The sequence below is a fragment of the Bradyrhizobium manausense genome, assembly GCF_001440035.1.
Classification (GTDB): domain Bacteria; phylum Pseudomonadota; class Alphaproteobacteria; order Rhizobiales; family Xanthobacteraceae; genus Bradyrhizobium; species Bradyrhizobium manausense.
The window spans coordinates 174,286-194,047 of the sequence record NZ_LJYG01000102.1 but is presented as its reverse complement, the minus strand read 5'-3'; the positions used below and the strand labels follow the sequence as shown (position 1 = coordinate 194,047).

19 protein-coding genes and 1 pseudogene are annotated in these 19,762 nt (G+C 65.5%); 8 read left to right on the top strand and 12 right to left on the bottom strand.

Annotation, left to right across the window (positions count from 1 at the left end; translation table 11 throughout):
- Window positions 1–25 precede the first annotated feature (25 nt).
- The 10 genes and pseudogenes from AOQ71_RS26860 to AOQ71_RS46395 all read right to left on the bottom strand — a co-directional run bounded on the left by AOQ71_RS26860 (window position 26) and on the right by AOQ71_RS46395 (window position 10,161).
- Window positions 26–1,370 (bottom strand): annotated as a pseudogene (locus tag AOQ71_RS26860) (methyl-accepting chemotaxis protein).
- Window positions 1,371–1,470: 100 nt separating this feature from the next.
- Window positions 1,471–1,953, bottom strand: a complete 483-nt coding sequence (locus AOQ71_RS26855) for a cytochrome c-type biogenesis protein (RefSeq protein ID WP_057753079.1) — start codon at window positions 1,951–1,953, stop codon at window positions 1,471–1,473.
- 3 nt (window positions 1,954–1,956) lie between these two features.
- Entirely contained in the window at window positions 1,957–3,939 is a 1,983-nt protein-coding gene (locus tag AOQ71_RS26850) for a heme lyase CcmF/NrfE family subunit (protein WP_057753078.1), read from the bottom strand.
- Window positions 3,936–4,427 carry a cytochrome c maturation protein CcmE gene (ccmE, locus tag AOQ71_RS26845; RefSeq protein ID WP_057753077.1) on the bottom strand — a complete coding sequence of 164 codons (492 nt, stop codon included), beginning with the start codon at window positions 4,425–4,427 and terminating at the stop codon, window positions 3,936–3,938. Before ccmE ends, AOQ71_RS26850 begins: the two co-directional genes overlap by 4 nt.
- 37 nt (window positions 4,428–4,464) lie before the next feature.
- Window positions 4,465–5,580 (bottom strand): c-type cytochrome biogenesis protein CcmI, encoded by a 1,116-nt coding sequence (gene ccmI / locus AOQ71_RS26840; protein ID WP_057753076.1) that lies wholly within the window; start codon window positions 5,578–5,580, stop codon window positions 4,465–4,467.
- A gap of 131 nt (window positions 5,581–5,711) precedes the next feature.
- Window positions 5,712–5,915 (bottom strand): hypothetical protein, encoded by a 204-nt coding sequence (locus AOQ71_RS26835; RefSeq protein ID WP_430648654.1) that lies wholly within the window; start codon window positions 5,913–5,915, stop codon window positions 5,712–5,714.
- A gap of 165 nt (window positions 5,916–6,080) precedes the next feature.
- The gene (locus AOQ71_RS26830; RefSeq protein WP_057753074.1) at window positions 6,081–7,484 is read right to left on the bottom strand and encodes a hypothetical protein; all 1,404 of its coding nucleotides are present in this window, start codon (window positions 7,482–7,484) and stop codon (window positions 6,081–6,083) included.
- Window positions 7,485–7,631: 147 nt separating this feature from the next.
- On the bottom strand, window positions 7,632–9,008 hold the full coding sequence (locus AOQ71_RS26825; RefSeq protein ID WP_057753112.1) for a sensor histidine kinase: 1,377 nt from the start codon (window positions 9,006–9,008) through the stop codon (window positions 7,632–7,634).
- A gap of 94 nt (window positions 9,009–9,102) precedes the next feature.
- A complete protein-coding gene (locus AOQ71_RS26820; RefSeq protein ID WP_014496705.1) occupies window positions 9,103–9,777 on the bottom strand; it encodes a response regulator transcription factor in 675 nt (224 codons plus the stop codon).
- Window positions 9,778–10,005: 228 nt separating this feature from the next.
- Window positions 10,006–10,161: a hypothetical protein gene (locus AOQ71_RS46395; RefSeq protein WP_167353998.1), complete on the bottom strand. Its 156-nt coding sequence runs from the start codon at window positions 10,159–10,161 to the stop codon at window positions 10,006–10,008.
- A gap of 234 nt (window positions 10,162–10,395) precedes the next feature.
- On the opposite strand from AOQ71_RS46395, the gene ku reads away from it, so the two are divergent.
- From ku to AOQ71_RS26785, 7 genes are all read left to right on the top strand, one after another.
- Window positions 10,396–11,385, top strand: coding sequence for a non-homologous end joining protein Ku (gene ku, locus AOQ71_RS26815; protein ID WP_057753073.1), 990 nt, complete (start codon window positions 10,396–10,398; stop codon window positions 11,383–11,385).
- Window positions 11,386–11,443: 58 nt separating this feature from the next.
- Entirely contained in the window at window positions 11,444–11,680 is a 237-nt protein-coding gene (locus tag AOQ71_RS26810) for a hypothetical protein (protein WP_057753072.1), read from the top strand.
- Between the two features lie 186 nt (window positions 11,681–11,866).
- Window positions 11,867–12,046 (top strand): hypothetical protein, encoded by a 180-nt coding sequence (locus AOQ71_RS26805; protein WP_057753071.1) that lies wholly within the window; start codon window positions 11,867–11,869, stop codon window positions 12,044–12,046.
- A 184-nt stretch (window positions 12,047–12,230) separates the two neighbouring features.
- On the top strand, window positions 12,231–12,395 hold the full coding sequence (locus tag AOQ71_RS26800) for a Flp family type IVb pilin (protein WP_057753070.1): 165 nt from the start codon (window positions 12,231–12,233) through the stop codon (window positions 12,393–12,395).
- A 98-nt stretch (window positions 12,396–12,493) separates the two neighbouring features.
- The gene (locus tag AOQ71_RS26795) at window positions 12,494–14,035 is read left to right on the top strand and encodes a thymidine phosphorylase family protein (protein WP_057753069.1); all 1,542 of its coding nucleotides are present in this window, start codon (window positions 12,494–12,496) and stop codon (window positions 14,033–14,035) included.
- The gene (locus AOQ71_RS26790) at window positions 14,032–14,964 is read left to right on the top strand and encodes a ribose-phosphate diphosphokinase (protein WP_057753068.1); all 933 of its coding nucleotides are present in this window, start codon (window positions 14,032–14,034) and stop codon (window positions 14,962–14,964) included. The genes AOQ71_RS26795 and AOQ71_RS26790 overlap by 4 nt, the downstream gene beginning before the upstream one ends.
- Window positions 14,961–16,556 (top strand): MBL fold metallo-hydrolase RNA specificity domain-containing protein, encoded by a 1,596-nt coding sequence (locus AOQ71_RS26785; RefSeq protein WP_057753067.1) that lies wholly within the window; start codon window positions 14,961–14,963, stop codon window positions 16,554–16,556. Before AOQ71_RS26790 ends, AOQ71_RS26785 begins: the two co-directional genes overlap by 4 nt.
- Here the strand turns inward: AOQ71_RS26785 and AOQ71_RS26780 are convergent.
- Both AOQ71_RS26780 and AOQ71_RS50010 read right to left on the bottom strand, forming a co-directional pair.
- Entirely contained in the window at window positions 16,516–19,080 is a 2,565-nt protein-coding gene (locus AOQ71_RS26780) for a cation-translocating P-type ATPase (protein ID WP_057753066.1), read from the bottom strand. The two genes, AOQ71_RS26785 and AOQ71_RS26780, sit on opposite strands and share 41 nt — an antisense overlap.
- Window positions 19,081–19,135: 55 nt before the next feature.
- The gene (locus tag AOQ71_RS50010) at window positions 19,136–19,510 is read right to left on the bottom strand and encodes a hypothetical protein (RefSeq protein ID WP_347336713.1); all 375 of its coding nucleotides are present in this window, start codon (window positions 19,508–19,510) and stop codon (window positions 19,136–19,138) included.
- A gap of 13 nt (window positions 19,511–19,523) precedes the next feature.
- Between AOQ71_RS50010 and AOQ71_RS50005 the strand changes: the two genes are divergently transcribed.
- A complete protein-coding gene (locus AOQ71_RS50005; RefSeq protein ID WP_347336712.1) occupies window positions 19,524–19,712 on the top strand; it encodes a hypothetical protein in 189 nt (62 codons plus the stop codon).
- Window positions 19,713–19,762 lie beyond the last annotated feature (50 nt).

Genomic DNA, 19,762 nt, shown 5'->3' with positions numbered 1-19,762 from the left:
ATTCCGGCAACCGGCGCCAGGCGCTTCAGCTGGCCCGGACGCTGGCGATGAATTCATCGACTTCGCGCTTCAGGGTTTCCGCCTGCTGCGACAGGTCGACGGCGGAATCCCGGGCCTCAGCCGCCATTCGGCCGGCCTCCGCCGACGTCGAGGTGATCTGGACAATGTGGTTGGAGACGTCGAGCGTGCCGCGCGCGGCGTCCTGGACGCTGCGGCTGATGTCCCTGCGTGGCATTGCGCTGCTGGGCTGTATCCACCTCGATCCCGGACATGATCGACGAGATCTCCGACAGCGTCTTCGAGATGGCGTCGATCGCCTCGCGCGTCTCCGCGGTGATGCCCTGGATGCTGGCGACGTGCGAGGTGATCTCCTCGGTCGCCTTGCTGGTTTGGTGCGCAAGGCTCTTCACTTCAGAGGCCACCACGGCAAAGCCCTTGCCGGCCTCGCCCGCCCGCGCCGCCTCGATCGTCGCATTGAGCGCGAGCAGGTTGGTCTGCGATGCGATCGCCTGCACCAGCTGGACGACCTCGCCGATCTTGTCGGCGGCATCCGACAGCGTATGGATGGTGTCGCGGCTCTTCTCGGCCTGGGTTGCGGCGCCTTCGGCGCGCTGGGTCGCATCCGTGACGCGACGGCTGATCGTGCCGATCGAGTTCGTCATCTCCTCCGCCGAGCCCGCCACCGTCTGCACGCTGGCGCTGGCCTGGCTCGCGGCGCTCGCGACCGCGTTGGCCTTGGTGCTGGTGTCGTTGGCGGTCTGCGACAGTGCCGCTGCGTTGCGTTTCAGGTGCACTGCCGACGATGCCACGCTGTCGACGACGCTGGCGACGAGTTCGTTGAAGCGCTTGATCCGTGCGTCCAGGAATTTCGACCGCTCGGCCTGGTGCCGGGCTTCATGCAGCTGCTGCTCGGTCAGGCGCCGCCGCTCGATCCCGTTGGTCTTGAACACCTCCAGCGCGCCGGCGAGCAGGCCGATCTCGTTGGTGCCGCCGAGGCCCGGAACCGGTGTCTCGAATTTCTGGTCGGCAACCTCGCGCATGGCGTGCACGATCGCCGCCAACGGACTGAGGATGCCGTTGCGCACGGCGAACCAGGTGACGAGGCAGATCGCGATCGCAACGACCGCGATCACAGCACAGGCGACCAGGAACCAGGAGAACGCGGTCTGGGCCTGCTGGTAGATCTGCATCGCGTGGTCGCGCGCAGGGCCGCTCAGCGCGGCAAAGTCAGACGACAGGCCGGTGATCTCGTTGTTGAGATAGAGCACCGCGACGAAGCCGGTGCCGCCGCCGATGCCCAGCAGGAACAATAATGCAGCGACGACGGCGCCAACCAGAAAGCGGATCGTCAGATTGCTGTTCGTGAACATCGCTTGAGCACTCAAAATCTGGAATCGAATCTTACGACAAGCTTCCAGACAAAGGTCAACAGAGCATGAAACGCGCTCCGCCCGCGATCACTGCGTCGGCTCAAGAGGACTTTGCGTCCTCGGACATCAACGCGGCGAGCTTCGCCTCCTCGTCCGGTGTCAGCGGCGGCGTCGGTACATCTGCACCTTCCCGCGCACGACGGCGGTTCTGCCGCCACAGTGCAAAGCCGCCTCCGGCGAGCAGCAGCGGCGCGAGCAACCAGAGCAGCATGGTCTGCCGTTCGAAGCGCGGCCTCAGCAGCACGAACTCGCCGTAGCGCGCGACCAGGAAATCGAGCACCTGCGAATTGCTGTCGCCGGCCGCGATCCGCTCCCGCACCAGCAGTCGCAAGTCGCGCGCGAGCGGCGCATCGGAATCGTCGATCGACTGGTTCTGGCAGACCATGCAGCGCAGCTCGCGCGACAATTCGCGCGCACGCGCCTCCTTGACGGGATCCGACATGATCTCGTCGGGTTGCACGGCATGCACCGCAGGCGCGGCCAGCAGCATCAGCGCTACGATCGCGAACATCATCCGACGCATCGATCACTCCGCCGGTTGCAGGCGCTGCTTGGCCCGCGCCGGCTTCGGCGCGCCGACGCGCAAGCGCCGGTCGGACAGCGACAGCATGCCGCCGAACGCCATCAGCACCGGGCCCCACCAGATCAGCAGCACGAACGGCTTGTGATAGATACGGACCGCGATGGCGCCCTCAGTGGTGACGTCACCGAGCGAGATGTAGAGCTGGCTCGCGCCGCGGGTCAAAAGCGCGGCCTCGGTGGTCGAGGAGCCGCGCGTCGTGAAGCTGCGCTTCGAGGGCGTCATGAGGCTGAGCGCTTCGCCGCCGCTGCTCACGTTGAACTGGGCGACCATCTCGCGATAGTTCGGCCCCTGGCGCTCGAGCAGGCCGTCGAGCTTCAACTCATAACCGGCGACCTCTGCGACGTCGTTCGGCTTCATCGTCGCGATATATTCGCTGTTCCAGGTCGTCTCGCAGACGATCCCGATCAGCGCGACGCCAAGACCGGCATGCGCAAACGCGGTGCCCCAGGCCGAGCGCGGCAATCCGCGGGCACGGTGTAGCGTCGTCGCAAACGGCAGGCGAAACAGGCCGGTTCGCTCAGCCATATCGGTCACGGGGCCGGCGATGACAAAGACCCCAAGTCCGATCGCGAGCGGCGCCAGCGCGCTGCCGCCGCGCGTCCAGGCCCAGATGATCGCGACCACGACAAGACCGGCGACCCCGGCGGCCAGCAGCCGCTGGGTGACGCCGAGCAGGTCGCCGCGCTTCCAGGCCAGCATCGGTCCGAACGGCACCGCAAGCAGCAGCAGCGCGAACAGCGGCACGAAGGTCAGATTGTAGAACGGTGCGCCCACCGACATCTTGAAGTCCGCGAGCACTTCCATCGCCAGTGGATAAAGCGTTCCGAACAGCACGACCGCGCAGGCCACCGTCAGCAGCAGATTGTTCAGCACCAGCGCACCCTCGCGCGAGATCGGTGCGAACAGGCCGCCCTGCTTCAGCGAGGTCGCGCGGCCCGCGAACAGCGACAGGCTGCCGCCGATGAACAGGCAGAGGATCAGCAGAATGAAGACCCCGCGGGTCGGATCGTTGGCGAAGGCATGCACGGAGGTGATGACGCCCGACCGCACCAGGAAGGTACCGAGCAACGACAGCGAGAAGGTCAGGATCGACAGAAGGATGGTCCAGACCTTCAGCGCGTTGCGCTTCTCCATCACCAGCGCCGAATGCAAGAGCGCAGTGCCGGCGAGCCAGGGCATCAGCGAGGCGTTCTCGACGGGGTCCCAGAACCACCAGCCGCCCCAGCCGAGCTCGTAATAGGCCCAGTAGGAGCCCATCGCGATGCCGAGCGTCAGGAAGATCCAGGCCATCAGCGTCCACGGCCTTACCCAGCGCGCCCAGGCCGCGTCGATCCGACCCTCGAGCAGCGCCGCGATGGCGAAGGAGAACGAGATCGAGAAGCCGACATAGCCGAGATAGAGCATCGGCGGATGCACGGCGAGACCGATATCCTGGAGCACCGGATTGAGGTCGCGTCCCTCGATCGGCGGATTGGCGATGCGCAGGAACGGGTTCGAGGTGATCAGGATGAAGAGATAGAAGGCGCTGGCGATCCAGGCCTGGACGGCGAGCACATGCGCATGCAGCGACAGCGGCAGATTGTTGCCGAAGGCCGCGACCAGTCCGCCGAACAGCGCGAGGATCGACACCCACAGCAGCATCGAGCCTTCATGGTTTCCCCACACACCGGTGATCTTGTAGATCAGCGGCTTCATGGAGTGGGAATTCTCGTAGACGTTGGCGACCGAGAAATCCGAGTTCACGTGCAACGTCACCAGCGCGACGAACGAGGCGCCGACGAACAGCAGCTGCGCCAGCGCGGTGGAGCGCGCCACGTTCATCAGCGCGGGATCGCGCAGGCGCGCGCCCATCACAGGCACGAAGGACTGGATCAGCGCCAGCGCGAGCGCCAGCACCAGCGCGTAATGTCCGGCTTCCGCGATCACCGCACCGCTCCCTGCGAATTGCCCTGCGCCGTCGCCGCCGCGGGCTTTCCGGCATAATCGTCCTTCCAATGGCCCTGCTTCTTCAAGGCATCGGCGACGTCCTTGGGCATGTAAGTCTCGTCGTGCTTGGCGAGCACGGTGTCGGCCTTGAACACGCCGCTGGCATCGAGCGCGCCCTCGGCGACGACGCCCTGCCCTTCGCGGAACAGATCCGGCAGGATGCCCTTGTAGGCAACCGGCAGTTTGGCGCCGCCGTCCGCGACCTCAAACGTCACGGCGAGATTGTCGCCGCGCTGGAGCGAACCGGGCTGCACCAGTCCGCCGAGGCGAAAGCGCTTGCCGGGGGCGACATGCTTCTCGGCTACCATGGTCGGGGTCGAGAAGAACACGATGGAGTCGCGAAGTGCGTTGAGCACCAGCGCGGCCGCGAGCGCGAGCACGGCGAGCGAGCCGCCGATGATGGTCATACGTCGCTGCTTGCGCGTCATGGCGTATCCGTTCTCCGCTCGTCTTTCGCGGCGACGATCATCCGTCGAGCCCGAGATTCTTGAGGCCTTCATTGAGCTGGCGCAGCCGCTCGGCATCCCCGGCGACCGCCTGGCGGGCATCGGTCGTCGCACCAAGCGCCTTGTCGCGATCACCCATCACAAGATAAGCGCGAACCAGGCGCAGCCAGCCCTCGACGTCGTCGCCGTTCTGCCTGAGACGCGTGGCAAGACGTTCGACCATGCCGCGGATCATCGCGTTGCGATCGCCGTCGTTCATCTCCTTGGTGGCCGCGATGGTCTCGTCGGACAGCGCCGGCAACGTCACACCGCCACCGCCGACCCGCGCCAGCGAGGTCTGCACCAGCGGCCGCCACGGCGCATCCGCCGGCGCCTTCGCCAGCAGCGCGCGCCAGATATTGGCCGCGTCCTCCTTGCGGCCGTCCTGCTCGGCGGCGAGCCCCAGGAAATAGTTCGCCTTGGGATCGTCAGCGCTCAGCGCATGTGCGCGCTCGAACTCGGCCTTGGCCTCCGCCGTCACCACGCCGCCTGCAGCGGCCGTGATCGCCTCACCGAGATCGGCGCGGCGCTCCGGGCTTTCGCCATTGTAGGTGAGCGAATTGCGATAGGCGCGCACCGCCTCGTCGAAACGGCCGAGCCGCTCCAGCACCGGCGCAAGCACGTTCCAGCCGCGGCCGTCGGTCGGATTCTTCTCCAGGTGCTGCTGAACCTGCGCGACCAGGTTCTCGAGCGACTGTGCCATGCCGGGCCCCGCGCCGCGCTGTCGCTGCGCCAGCGGGAAATCACGAAGCGCAGGCGAGCCGAGCGGGACGTAGATCGCGACCGCCACCAAGGGCAGGCCGACGAGCGCGAGAACGGATGCCGCCCGGCGCCATTTCAGGCTGGAATCCGGCGCGGGCATGGGCTCGCTGCCAGCAGCGGCGAGCAGCCTGCAGCTGATCTCGATTCGCGCCGCCTCGGCTTCCGGCGCGGCGATCAGTCCGGCGGCAAGGTCGCGCTCGATCTCGGCCAGCTGGTCCTTGTAGACCGCGACGTCACTGCCTTGATTGTCGGGACGCCCGCCACGGCCGAGCGGCCAGAGCACGGCGAATATCGCCGCGACCGTCATCAGCGCGAACACGAACCATAGCGTCATCAGGCAAGCTTCCGGCAGCGCGCGAACCGCGCCCGTACGTGGCTTTACACCACGGCCGGATGATGCGGCAATTGACAATTGTCAATTCAGCGCGAGCCCACACCGTCCCGAAATAGTGAATATCCAACGGCTTAGCCGATCTCGAAGTCCGCGCTCCGAGCAGCGTCCTCGCCATGCCCGTTGAAGGCCCTCAGGAAGTATGTTCCCGGCTCGATGGCCTCAGGCAGTCTGATCCGCAAGGCTCCGATCGGAACAGGCGATGCAACCCGGGTGACCGTCTCCGCCAGCTGCCGACCGCTCGCCTTTTCGACCAGCACCATCTTCGCGCCGACCATCAGCCTCCGGTATTTGGCAACAATGACGCGGTTCTCAATTTCGATCGAACTGATAATGGGTTTCATGCGCCGACAAATAGAATTCCAAAAACTTGCACGGCGAGCGTAGGGCTCGCAAGCCACACCGTCAACCGCAAATTGTGACGACGAAGAGATGCGCTTGAATCAGCTTGCGCGCGTCGATTTGCGCTCGCCGGTCGCGGCGTTCTCCGCGGCGCGGCTCATCAGGGAGGCGTAATCGTCGCCGAACAGCACCTGGCAGAAGCGGATTGCGGCCTGCACCTGCTGCTGGCGGTAGGCGCGGACCTTGTGATCTGCGCCCCGCAGCGACTGCACCGCCTGCTCGGTCGAGCGTTCGACATATTGCTGGAGGTCGGAATAGGTGCGCAGCGTCACCTCGTTGATGGCGAGTTCGCTGGCATAGTTGCGGCAGGTCGCGACGAAGTCGATCAGCGCCGCGGTTTCCTCGACGTCGGTGGTGTCGATCCGTGCCCCGGGCGGAATGTCCTTTTCGGGGCGCTGGCGCAGGATACGGCGAACCCGGCCGGGAACGCTGTCGATTTCCGATTGCAGGGCATTGGAGATGTCGGCCCGGATTGCGGTCAGTTGCTTGCCCCAGGCCGAATCGTTGCGCAGGTCGAGTTCGGTGCGCAGGCCGCGCACGCCATCATGCAGCGCTTTCAGATTGTCGGCGACGGTCTCGAATTGGCCGCGCTTGATGTCCATGCGCAGATTGGCGGCAACGCGAGACAGATCGTGCAGCGCCATCGTGACGGCGACGCCATACGGGGTCGCCGCGACGCGAATCTCGTCGTCGGACGCGGCGATCTTGATGGCGAGACGAATGATCTGCCAGGGCGCGGTCATGCGCTGAACCACCACGGACAACGCAAAGGGCAGCATTTGCGGCGTCTGCAGCACGGGAATGTTGAGCGCCGCGGTCACCGAGGCGATCTGGGGATCGCCGAACTGGCGCAGGAAGCGCGGCAGCTTTTCATTGAGCGTGCCGAGGGCCTCGCGAACGGCGAGCACTGCACCGATCGAATAGAGGTCCTCGATCACGCTGGGCGGACCGACCCGGGCGAGCGCACGCGACTTGTCGCCGCCGCCCGGTCCCGTCAGCTCGAAGATGGCGTCCGCGGCTACGGCCTGAAGCTTGAGCGCCAGCGCCTCGACCTGCCCCGAATTGTCTGTCGCCGGCATGCGCGCCAGCGCCACCTCGAATTCGCTGATCTTGTCGGGGGCACCGTCGCGGCCAAGCCATTGCCAGATTGGATGCAGCGAGGAGCGGCGGATCTGGCCGACCCGGATCGGGGCTCCGGCCTCCACCAAGAACGGTTCCAGCACCTGGAACAGCAGCCGTGACAGATCATCGGTACGCGGCGGCGCAGCTTCGTCGGCTTCGGTCTTGCGCACGATCTTGCGCAACTGCTCGAGCACGAGGGTCGCGACAGCCGTGTCCTGGCCGCGCTCGAGTGCGCGTTCGAACTCCCGCATCAGCAGCGCCTGCGCCTGCGGCGGGAGCTGTGCGAGATATTCCCTCAGCCGCTCGATCGATGTCTGGCTCATGCGCCCGGGTATGCACGGTAAAATGGCAGACGTGGGATGCGTCCGCCCTGATCATAGGTTGGCGCGCCTTAAGAAGCCGTTGAGGAAGTGGTTCCGAAACCATCCGGTTTGCACCGGAAGCCCAAATAATCGAGCCAGATCAGAGGATTAAATTCCCGGCAGCACCAGCTCCGCCCGCAGGCCCCCGATCGGGGCGCTGCCGAGCGAGAGACTGCCGCCGTAGAGCGCGGCAAGGTCGGTCACGATCGAGAGCCCGAGCCCTGAGCCCGGCTTCGATTCGTCGAGCCGCTGGCCGCGCCGGGAGACCTGGGCCCGCTCGGCCTCCGAGAGGCCGCGCCCGTCATCATCGACGATCACCCGTAGCCGGGGCCCGGCGCCCGCCTGAGCGGGTGGCTCGACCAAGACCTCGATGAAGACCCGCGAGGCCGCCCATTTGCAGGCGTTGTCGACGAGATTTCCGACCATCTCCTCCAGGTCCTGGCGCTCGCCCCGGAATTTCGCCGACGGTTCGGCCTTGGCCTCGACCGCGACGCCGCGGCCGCGATAGATCTTCTCCATGGTCCGCCGCAGCGCCTCGATGGCGGGGGCGACCTCCGTCACGGTGCCGACGATCGAGACCCTCGCCGCGATGCGGGCGCGCTCCAGATGATGCGCGAGCTGGCTACGCATGACGTCCGCCTGCTCCATCACCTTGGCCGCGAACGGATCGGCCGCGTGCGTTCCGGCCTCGTTGACGATCACGGACAGCGGCGTCTTGATCGCATGGGCGAGATTGCCGACATGGGTGCGCGCCCGCTCGACGATCTCCCTGTTGGCGTCGATCAGCGCGTTGGTCTCGCGCGCCAGCGGCGCAATCTCGACCGGAAATTCGCCCTCGAGCCGCTCGGCCCTGCCGGAACGAATGTCGGCGATGGCTTCCGAGATACGCTTGAGCGGTGCGAGACCGAAGCGGACTTGGAATACGGTGGTCAGCAGCAGCACGATGCCGAGCGCGGTGAAGGTGCCGCCGAGGTAATAGTCGAAGCTGCGGGTCTCATCGAAGATCTCGGTGGAATCGCCGGCGACGCTGACGAGGTATTTGCCGTCGGCGCCGAGATCGACCGGACGCTCGACCATGCGCAGGTTCTGGCCCTCCGGCCCGTCGACATAGGCCAGGCGAATGCCGGCGGCCGTGAGCTCGACGCCCAGATCTTCCAGCTTCGGCAGCTTCTTGTCCCACAGCGAGCGCGAGGAGCGCAGCTCCGGCTTCTCGGTGTCGGTGCGCGTGATCTGCCAGTACCAGCCGGACAGCGGCAGCTCGAACAGCGGCTCGCCGAGCGACTGGAACTGGCGGTCCGGCGGCTCGTCGGGGGTGGCGACCTCGGCGATGAGGGTGCGCAGATAAAGGTTGAGACGGCGGTCGAAGGCCCGCTCGGTCGCGTTCTTGTAGACCGACGACAGCACCACGCCCGTGATGGCCAGGATCACCACGAGCCAGGCGGTCGCCGACAGGAACAGGCGGTTCGCAAGCGAGCTGGCGGGCATCGGGATGATCCCGGTGGCGCGAGGTGGTGGCATGGCGTCGGCGGTCATATCAGGACCAAGGCCCGCCTCGGGCCGCCCGTCAAGCCTGCACTGCTCAGGCGCCGGGGGCCGGCGGCGGGGTCAGGAGATAGCCGAGGCCGCGGACGGTCTGGATGATGTCGACGTCGAGCTTCTTGCGGATGCGGCCGACAAAGACCTCGATCGTGTTGGAGTCGCGGTCGAAATCCTGGTCGTAGAGGTGCTCGACCAGCTCCGTGCGCGACACCACGCGCCCCGAATGGTGCATGAGGTAGGCCAGAAGCCGATATTCGTGCGAGGTCATCTTCACGGGATTGCCGGACACGCTGACCCGGCCAGTGCGGGTGTCGAGCGTGACGGGTCCGCAAGAGAGCTCGCTCTGGGCATGGCCGGTGGAGCGGCGCAGCAGCGCGCGGATGCGCGCCAGCACCTCCTCGAGGTGGAACGGCTTTGGCACGTAATCATCGGCGCCGGCATCGAAGCCCTGTACCTTGTCGCTCCAGCGATCGCGAGCGGTGAGGATCAAAACCGGCATGGTGCGGCCGTTGCGGCGCCAGGCCTCCAGCACCGAGATGCCGTCCTTCTTGGGCAGGCCGATATCGAGCACCACCGCGTCGTACGGTTCGTTGTCGCCGAGATAGTGCCCCTCCTCTCCGTCGAAGGCGCGATCGACGACGTAGCCGGCGTCCGTCAGCGCCTTGGTGAGCTGGCGATTGAGATCAGGGTCGTCCTCAACAACAAGCAGGCGCACGCTTCTCTCCAGAATTAGGCCGCATCAACACCGCACCAGATGAGCAATTCCGGCGTGAACTGAATATGAACGCCGGGAACCGGCCGCGTTACTTTTTGGTCATATACCGAGGGCCTCAGTCAATGCGACTGCGCCCGTCAGGCCGGCGGCATGACGGGCGCAATGTGCCGCGTCTTGCGGCTATTCGGAAGGTCCGCCCTTCCTGTCAATTTGCCATCGACTTCGCCATCAGGTCCGGAAGAACACGAACCAGATGACGGCGAGGATCAGGACCGCAAGCCCGGTCGAAATGGCGAGCAGCGCGGCCACCGACGGCCCAGGTTCGCCCTGGCGTGCCTCGGTCGCTGTTTCGACGATCTGACGGTCCTCGCGCGTGGTTGCCATGGTGACCTCAATCCTGGATGTCGTCTGCGATGGCCGCGACCTCCTTACGGCCCTCTATCCCGAGCCAACGCCCGATCCGATTTGATGTTCCGGCATTTGGGACTGGATCGGTCCGAACCGCCGGGGTGAGCGACTGGTTAACGCAGTTGCAAGATTCCGACCGAACCTCTGTATGATTCGGTGTTCCCCGATGGTATCCTCATAGGTCTGTCCCTGTTGCGTTTGGAGTAGCCCATGGCCCCCCGCGCCAATTGGAAGGGTTTTCTGCGTCTCTCGCTCGTGACCTGCCCGGTTGCGCTGTATCCGGCCACGTCGGATACCGAGAAGGTCTCGTTCAACCAGATCAATCGCAAGACGGGCCACCGGATCAAATATCTGAAGGTCGACGCCGAGACCGGCGACGAGGTGACCTCCGAGGACATCGTCAAGGGCTACAAGGTCGATACCGACACCTATATCGAGGTCACCAAGGACGAGCTCGACGACATCGCGCTGGATTCGACCCATACGATCGAGATCGACGAGTTCGTGCCGAAGGCCGACATCGACAACCGCTACCTGATACGCCCCTATTATCTCGTGCCCGACGGCAAGGTCGGCCACGACGCCTATGCGGTGATCCGCGAGACCATCCGCAGCATGGACAAGGTGGCGATCGGCCGCGTGGTGCTGACCAACCGCGAGCACATCATTGCGCTGGAGCCGCTTGAGAGCGGACTAATGGGCACGCTGCTGCGCTACCCCTACGAAGTGCGCAGCGAAAAGGAATATTTCGACGACATCCAGGACGTGAAACTGACGAAGGATATGCTCGACCTCGCCAAGCATATCGTCGAGAAGAAGTCCGGCGCGTTCGAGCCCGAGCTGTTCGAGGATCACTATGAGACCGCGCTGATCGATCTCATCAACAAGAAGCGCGCCGGCACGCCGATCGCGGCCAAGGCCACGCCGAAGAGCGGCGGCAACGTCATCAATCTGATGGACGCGCTGAAGAAGAGCCTCGCAAACGAGAAGGACGCGGCGCCCGCGGCGAAGGCCGCCAAGGAGACTGCCAAGGAAACCGCAAAGGCCAAGAAGCCGAAGAAGCGCGTCGAGGGTCAGCGCGAGATGCTGCTGCCGATCTCCGGCAAGGGCAGCAAGGAGGCCGCAGCCAAGGAAGCCGCGCCGAAGAAGGCCGACAAGCCGGTGCGCGCGACGACGACACGGACCAAGAAGGCCGGCTGACCGCATCACACCGCCGGCCGCGCCGTGACGTCTTCCCTTTCCGATCGAGCGGACTGACATGCCCTGGTCGACGCCGTTCGCCGATCCGATCGGCTTGCGCGGCGGACGCAGCCTGCGCACGCTGCAGGAGGCCGCTGACTTCATCATGCAGCTGCCTGAGGAGGAGCAGCAGGAGCCGCGCTGGCAGACCGCAATCGAGATGCTGATCAACGCGGCGGAGAGCGGCGGCGGCTGGCTGCTGTTCGCCCGCATCGGCGTGTTGCGCGCGTTGAATGGGAACGGCCGGCGCGATTGAGGCCATGATCGCCATGCTTGCCGACCGGTTGACGAACAGCCTCAACGAACCCTTAAGCGGCCGGGTCTTTTTTGGCACGACGATGCCAACTTGCCGCACCGGGTATTCCTACGGGACGGAAAATTAACCGCTGATTGCCTTTGCGCGCACCATGGTTCCATCGATTGAGCCAGGGTTCGCACCTCCGTGTCGCAACAGGACGCCAGGAAGAACTACATCGGCATCGTGAGTGAGGCCGAGGAAGAGCGCATCGCCGACACGGTGCTGCGGGCGCGGTCGCTTGTCATGCGTGATCTGTTCGGACGCCTCGCGGCAGCGCTGGGACGTCCGCGCAAGGGCGCGCCGGGACACACCACCAGCAATTGAGGCTGGCCGCTTCCGCTCATTTGCAGCGGATAATGAAACCTTCGTTTAACGGCTGCCGCGTTAAGACACGGCAGGCTGGTCGGCCGGACCTGCGAATTTGACGCGCGAACAGCGCCTCTTCGATCGCTTTACCAGTTTGATAACGACGCGCGGCTACATTGGACCCGATGAACAGGAGTTGGCGATGATTGTGCTCAGGTCTTTTCTTGCCGATGAAAGTGCCGCCACCGCGATCGAGTATGGCCTGATCGCCGCCGGCATCGCGCTCGCCATCGTCACCATCGTGACCAACACCGGCAGCGTCCTCCTGAGCAACAAATTCAACTCGATCAGCGCGGCCACGAAGTAGGCTCGCAATCGGCAGCCGATCTCGCGGACCATGATCTGAGTCAAGCCCGCCGAGACAGCGGCAGCTAAGCATGACGGACCCAGCTTTGCGGTCCGTCCATGAATCCTGATCTGTCACCCTTCCCGCTCAAGATACGCCGTGTCCATCTCGATACGGGCCGCGAAAACGTCGTCGTCATTTCCAGGCGGTCAAAGGCGCTGCGTGCCGATATCTTTCGCGGCTTCAGCCGCGTCGAGCTTCGGCTGGACGACAAGACGCTGCTCGCGACGCTGCTGATCACCGATGACGACGCATTGGCAGCCCAGGACGAAATCGGCCTTTCCGAGCCTGCGTTCCACCGCTTCGGCAAGCCGGTCGGCACCTTGGTCACGGTGGCGCCGGCCGCGCCGCCGGAGAGCCTCGAGGCGGTGCGCGCCAAGATCCGCGGTCGAACGCTGGATAAAGCGGAGATCAGCGCGATCATCAACGACCTCGCCCATTTCCGCTATTCCGACATGGAGATCGCCGCCTTCCTGATCGGTTCGGCAAGCTTCATCACGAGTGACGAACTGCTGGCCCTCACCGGCGCCATGGCCCAGGTTGGCACGCAGCTGGTATGGCCCGACCCGATCGTGGTCGACAAGCATTGCATCGGCGGCATTCCCGGCAACCGCACCTCGATGGTGGTGGTGCCGATCGTCGCGGCCCACGGCCTGCCGATTCCGAAGACCTCCTCGCGCGCCATCACCTCGCCGGCCGGAACGGCCGACACCATGGAGGTGCTGGCGCGGGTGAATGTCGGCGTCGAGGAGATGAAGTCGATCGTCTCCTCCTGCAACGGATGCCTGATCTGGGGCGGGCACGTGAACCTGTCGCCGGCCGACGATGTGCTGATCTCGGTCGAGCGGCAGCTCAGCCTCGACACCCGCGAACAGATGGTCGCCTCCATCATGTCCAAGAAGATCGCGGCGGGATCGACGCATCTGCTGATCGACATTCCGGTCGGGCCAACCGCGAAAGTCACCAGCGCCATCGATGCAATGCGGCTGCGAAAGCTGTTCGAATTCGTCGGCGACCGGTTCGGCCGCTCGGTTGAGGTGATCACCACCGACGGCCACCAGCCGATCGGCAACGGCATCGGCCCGGTGCTCGAAGCCAATGACGTGGTGGCGGTGCTCGGCAACGAGGCGGATGCGCCGCACGATCTGCGCGAGAAATCGCTGCGCCTCGCCGCCCATCTGCTGGAATACGATCCGAAGCTGCGTGGCGGCGCCGGCTATGCACGTGCGCGCGAACTGCTGGAGAGCGGCGCCGCGCTGAAGCAGATGCAGAAGATCATCGACGCCCAGGGCCCCTCGAAATGCAGCGCCGAGCTTGGACCCATCAGCTTCGACGTCAAGGCGGCACATGAGGGCGTGGTGTCCGCGATCGACTGCCTGCGCCTGAATCGTCTCGCCCGCACCGCGGGTGCGCCGCTCGACAAGGGGGCCGGCATCCGCCTGTTCAAGAAGATCGGCGACCGTGTCGAACAGGGCGAGCCGCTCTATCGCGTCTACACCTTCGACGGACCCGAGCATGATCTGGCCGCCTCGGCCGCCCGGCAGGAAACCGGTTACATCCTCAACGGTCATGAAGCTCTCCAAAGCAGGACGCCGTCGTGAGCGCGATCGCGCTTCAAGCGCTGCCCTCCGGCACCGGCGCGGCAAAACGGCTTGCGGCGCGGCTTGACTCCGGGTCTGGGCTTGGCTGCGACGAAATCGCCCTGCACCGCTTTCCGGACGGCGAGCTACGCGTCACGGTCGCGCCGGCAGCAGACACCACCATCCTTTTTGCCCCGCTCGATCAGCCCAATGACAAGCTCATCGCCCTGCTGTTCGCCGCGGAGGCGCTGCGGCGCGATGGCGCCAGGCGGCTGGTGCTGGTCGCGCCCTACCTCTGCTACATGCGGCAGGACATCGCGTTTCATCCGGGCGAGGCCATCAGCCAGCGCGCCGTGGGCCGCCTGCTCGCAACGCTGGTCGCCCGCGTCGTCACCGTGGACGCTCACTTGCATCGCACGTCCGAGATCCGGTCCGTATTTCCGGACATCGAGGCGGAGAACCTGTCCGCGATGCCGGCGATCGCGGATGCCCTCGCCGCCGATGGCATCGATCCGGCGACGGTCGTGATCGGTCCCGACGCCGAGTCCGAGCCCTGGGTGAGCGATCTGGCGAGCCGGCTGCGGCTGCAGCACACGGTGGCCCGCAAGAGGCGGCATGGCGATCGCTCCGTCGAGATCGATTTTGCCGATCCGACGCTGCTCGCAGGACGACCGGCGCTGATGGTCGACGACATCGTTTCCTCGGGAACGACATTGATGGTCGCAGCGCGTGCGCTGCGCGCGATGGCCACAACGGCTGTCGATGCGGTCGTGACGCACGCGCTGTTTCCCGCCGCGATGGCCACCGCATTCACCGCCGCCGGGATCCGGTCGATCCGTTCGACCGACAGCGTGCCGCATCCGACCAATGCGATCGCGCTCGACGAGGTTCTCGCCGCCGCCCTGCGGTCCGAACTCGGCACGACACGTTCGCGGGAGACGACGAGATGAGCATCACTATTCGCTTCTGCGGGGCTGCCCGCACCGTCACCGGCTCCAGCTATCTGTTCCAGACCGCCGCGGGCGGCTTTCTGGTCGATTGCGGCCTGTTCCAGGGCCAGAAGACGCTCAAGGAGCTCAATTACGGCGTCTTCCCGTTTCGTCCCGCCGATATCCGGACAGTCCTGCTCACGCACGCCCATATCGACCACAGCGGCCTGCTGCCGAAGCTCGTGCGCGAAGGCTTTGCGGGGCAGATCCTGGCGACGCGCGGCACGATCGACCTCTGCTCCTATATGCTGCCGGACGCCGGCAACATCCAGGAGTCCGAAGTCGCGCAGCTGAACCGGCGCAACAAGGCTCGCGGCCGCAGGGAAGTCGAGCCGATCTACACACAGGCCGATGCGGTCGCATCGCTGCAATCGTTTCGCGCGGTCGATTATGAACACTGGACCAGTGTGATCCCGGGGGTCCGCGCACGCTACTGGAACGCCGGCCATTTGCTCGGCTCCGCCTCGATCGAGCTCGAAATCGCCGAGCAGGGCTCGCCACGCCCGCTTCGCGTGCTGCTCTCCGGTGATGTCGGGCCGGAGGCCAAGCTGCTGCAGCCCGATCCCGAAGCGCCTGTTGACCTCGACTATGTCATCTCGGAATCCACCTATGGCGACCGCGTGCGAGCTGCCACGACACCTGCGCTCCGCCGGCAGCATCTCGCCGCCGAGGTGCGCGAGGCGGCGGCGGGTGGAGGCGCACTGCTGATCCCCGCCTTCGCGGTCGAACGCACCCAGGAACTGATCGTCGACCTCGTCGACCTGATGGAGCACGGCGAGATTCCGACCGCGCCGATCTTCCTCGATTCTCCGCTGGCGATCCGGGCCACCGAAGTCTTCCGCCGGCACGCCGCGAGCCTCGACCCGAGCGTCGACGCCGACCGCCTGCTCAACTCGCCGCATCTCAAATTCACCGAGACCGCCGACGAGAGCAAGGCGATCATGCGGCTCAGCGGATTTCACATCATCATCGCGGCAAGCGGCATGTGCGATGCCGGACGTATCCGCCATCATCTCAAGCGGTGGCTCTGGAACGAACGCGCGACCGTGCTGCTCGCCGGCTTCCAGGCCAGCGGCACGCTCGGCCGCTTCCTGCAGAACGGCGCGAAGGCCGTCCGTATCCAGGGCGAGGAAATCCGGGTCGCGGCACGGATCCGCATGATCGATGAATATTCGGGTCATGCCGACGGCGCCGGCATGGCTGGCTGGATCGCGGCACGCCGCCCCATTTCCCGCGGGCTGTTCCTGGTCCACGGCGAGGAAAGCGCCATCGCGGGCCTGGCCGAGCGCGTCGCCGAACGCATCATTCCGGCGGCGAAGGTCTACCAGCCGATGCTGGACGACATCTACGAGCTCGCCGCCCCCGAACCGCGCGTGATCGACGTCGATCACCGCCGGCGGCTCGCGCCCGAGGCCGTGACCCGCCTCGACTGGCACAACGAGATGTCGGAGCTCACGCTCGACATCAACGACAGGATGGCAGCAGCAGCCGACGACCGCGCCCGCGGCGTCATCATCCGGCGACTCCGCCGCGCCCTGGACGAGAAGGCATAAGCGTGCCCGCCCCTGAAGTCGGCACGCGGCGGCGCAATGGATATTTCGAGAGTTCCAGCAACACGAGGCAGACGAGCGCGACCGCGGCCGTGACGGCGAGATCATCCGCATGCAGGGGACCAAAGCGGAACAGGTCGGCCGCGGCCGGCCACAGCAGGCTCAGGGCGAGCACCGACGTCACGAACATGACGATGATGACGAGCATGCGGTTCGGCCGGGTGAACGCTTCGACCAGCGAGGTGGAGAACGAGCGGTTGACGAAGATCAGGCTGACGATCACCAGCACCAGAGAAAAGAACGTCAGCGCACGGACCTCGCTCGCCGGCATGCCGTAGCGGTTTGCCGTCACCATCACGCCGCCGGTGAGGGCCAGAGCCAGGCCGCCCTGCAATGCCGACCAGATCAGCAGCGACCTTGGCAAGAGCGGCTCGTCAGGCGAACGCGGCGGCCGCCGCATCACGTCGCTCTCCTCGGTCTCGGCTTCGAAGACCAAAGAGCAGACGGGATCGATGATCATCTCGAGAAACGCGATGTGAACCGGGCCGAACAGCAGCGGCATCCCCGTGAGCAGCGGCAACAGCGCAAGTCCTGCGATCGGAACGTGGACCGCGAGAATGAAGCTCATCGCCTTGCGCAGATTGTCGTAGATCCGGCGGCCGAGCCGGATCGCCTTCACGATCGAGCCGAAATCGTCGTCGAGCAGAACGATCGAGGACGCCTCGCGCGCCACGTCGGTGCCACGTCCGCCCATGGCGATGCCGATATGGGCAGCCTTCAGCGAGGGGGCGTCATTGACGCCGTCGCCCGTCATGGCGACGATCTCGCCGGCGTCCTTGAGCGCATTGACGATGCGCAGCTTCTGGGCCGGTGCTATTCGCGCGAAGACGGCCCGTCCCCGCGCCGCGCCGGCAAGTTCGGCATCGCCCATGGCTTCGACATCCGCTCCAGTCACGACACGTTCGGGATCGAGGCCGGCCCGCATCGCGATTGCCGACGCGGTTGCGGGATAATCGCCTGTGATCATGACCACGTGGATGCCTGCGGAGCGGCATTCGGTCATGGCGTCCATGACTTGCAACCGCAACGGATCGGCAAAGCCGATCAAGCCGCAAAAGCGAAAAGGGAAGCCGTGTTGCGTCTCGGGAAGATCGGTCTCCGTCCAGCTCGCCCGCGCCACGCCGAGCACACGAAGCCCTTCCCGCGCCAGCGCGTCGATGAGCGCGCGCAATTCGGCCAACTCTTCCGCACTCATTCCGCAAAGCATGCCGATCGTCTCGGGCGCGCCCTTCGCCGCGACAATGCAGTCATCGCCGCACCACACGTTCGACATTGCGAGCAGATCGGGACGCAAGCCATAGCTCTGCACGAGCCGCCGGCCCGCGCCGGCGTCAGAGGCCAGCGCATGCAACGCCTTCTCCATCGGATCGAACGGCTCCCGGACACAGGCCAGCACGCCGGTCTCGATCAACCGATCGAACGCGGGCGCCGCGCGGACCGCGGTATCAGGCGTGTGTTGCGTGCCGTCAGGCAGCACCAGGCGCGCAACCGTCATGCGGTTTTCCGTCAGCGTGCCGGTCTTGTCGGTGCAGAGCACGGTCGCGGCGCCCAGCGATTCAATGGCCGAGGCGCGCCGCGTCAACACGCGCGCCTGGGAGATGCGCCAGGCGCCCATGGCGAGGAACACCGTCAGGACAACAGGGAATTCCTCCGGGAGCATCGACATGCCGAGCGCGATGCCGGCCAGTACGCCCTCCAGCCAGCCGCCGCGATAAAGCCCATACAGGAGAACGGTCAACCCGATCACGAAGGCGCTGGCGACGGCGAATGTCGCCACCAGCCGCGTCGTCTGTTGTTGCAGGCGGGGCGCTTCTGTCGCCAGCGAATGCAGCGATTGCCCGATCTTGCCGATCTCGCTCAGGACGCCGGTCGAGGTCACTTCGGCCACCCCGCTGCCGCGAACCACAAGCGTGCCGGAGAACACGAATGGCTGGTCATCGCCGCCGACGTGGGGCGCTATCGATGTTTCGGGTGACGGCAAGGCCTGTTTTCTGACTGGAACCGATTCCCCCGTCAGCAGCGATTCATCCAGCAGAAGATCGATGGTTTGAACGACCGTGGCGTCGGCAGCCACGCGATCCCCCTCGGAGAGTACGATCAGGTCACCGCGAACGACCTCACGACCGGGAATTCGGATGCGCTCGCCGCCCCGGATGACCAGTGCGCGCGGGCTGGTCAGATCGCGTAGCGAGTCGAGCACACGCTCGGTGCGGGCCTCCTGCACGATGGTGATGACGATCGAGATCGATGCGAAGGCAAGAAGCAGCAACGCCTCGGCAAGATCACCCAGAACGAAATAGATCAGGCCGCCGGCCAGCAGCAACAGCAGCATCGGCTCGCGCAGCACCTCGACGATGAGACGCAGGATCGTCCGCCGGCCCGTGCGCGGCAGCTCGTTGAAGCCGTCGGCCTTCAGCCGGGCCTGTGCTTCGGACGCGGTCAGCCCCTGCATCGCCGGCGATCTCATGGAAGTTCCTAGGGGTCCTTGCTCGATGAGGATGCGTCATCCCCGTCACCTACCATCATCTTGCCATGCCACAGCCAGCCATCGGCTTGACGTGGGTCAAACGTTGCAACGCGACAAGCGACATCCCGTTCGGATAGCTCCCATTTCCGTCAAGTTTGACGCGCATGTCACGGCTGTTATTCTTCCCGGCGCGGCTCGATGAGCGCCTCAATCGCTGAACAAAGGCCATTTGAAAGATGCATACGAGACGCAATTTGCTCCTGGCTCTCAGCCTCATCTTGATCGGCGCCTGGTCACAAGATCGCGCGAGAGGACAGAACTCGGCCACGCCGCCGGTTTCGTTGGCTCCGCCCAATGCGTCGGTGCCGCATGCGGGGACGAAGAATTCGCCGAGAACGTCCGCCGGCGTGCCGTCGACGCCGCCGACCAACGGGCTTCCACAATTGCCGAGCCCTGCAGCCGCCTCCGACTACGACGGCTTCAGCGCCGGTACTGACGACAGCGACGCACCGAGCCAGGTGACGCCGCCTGCGAGGTCGCGCGCGACAAACGGCCTCGACGCGCAGTCGTTGGTCGATCAGGAAGACGAGGCGTTGAAGCGCAAGCTGACGATTTGCAAGAACTGCAAATAGGACCGATCGCCAAGCTTGTAGCCCGGATGAAGCGAAGCGAAATCCGGGGA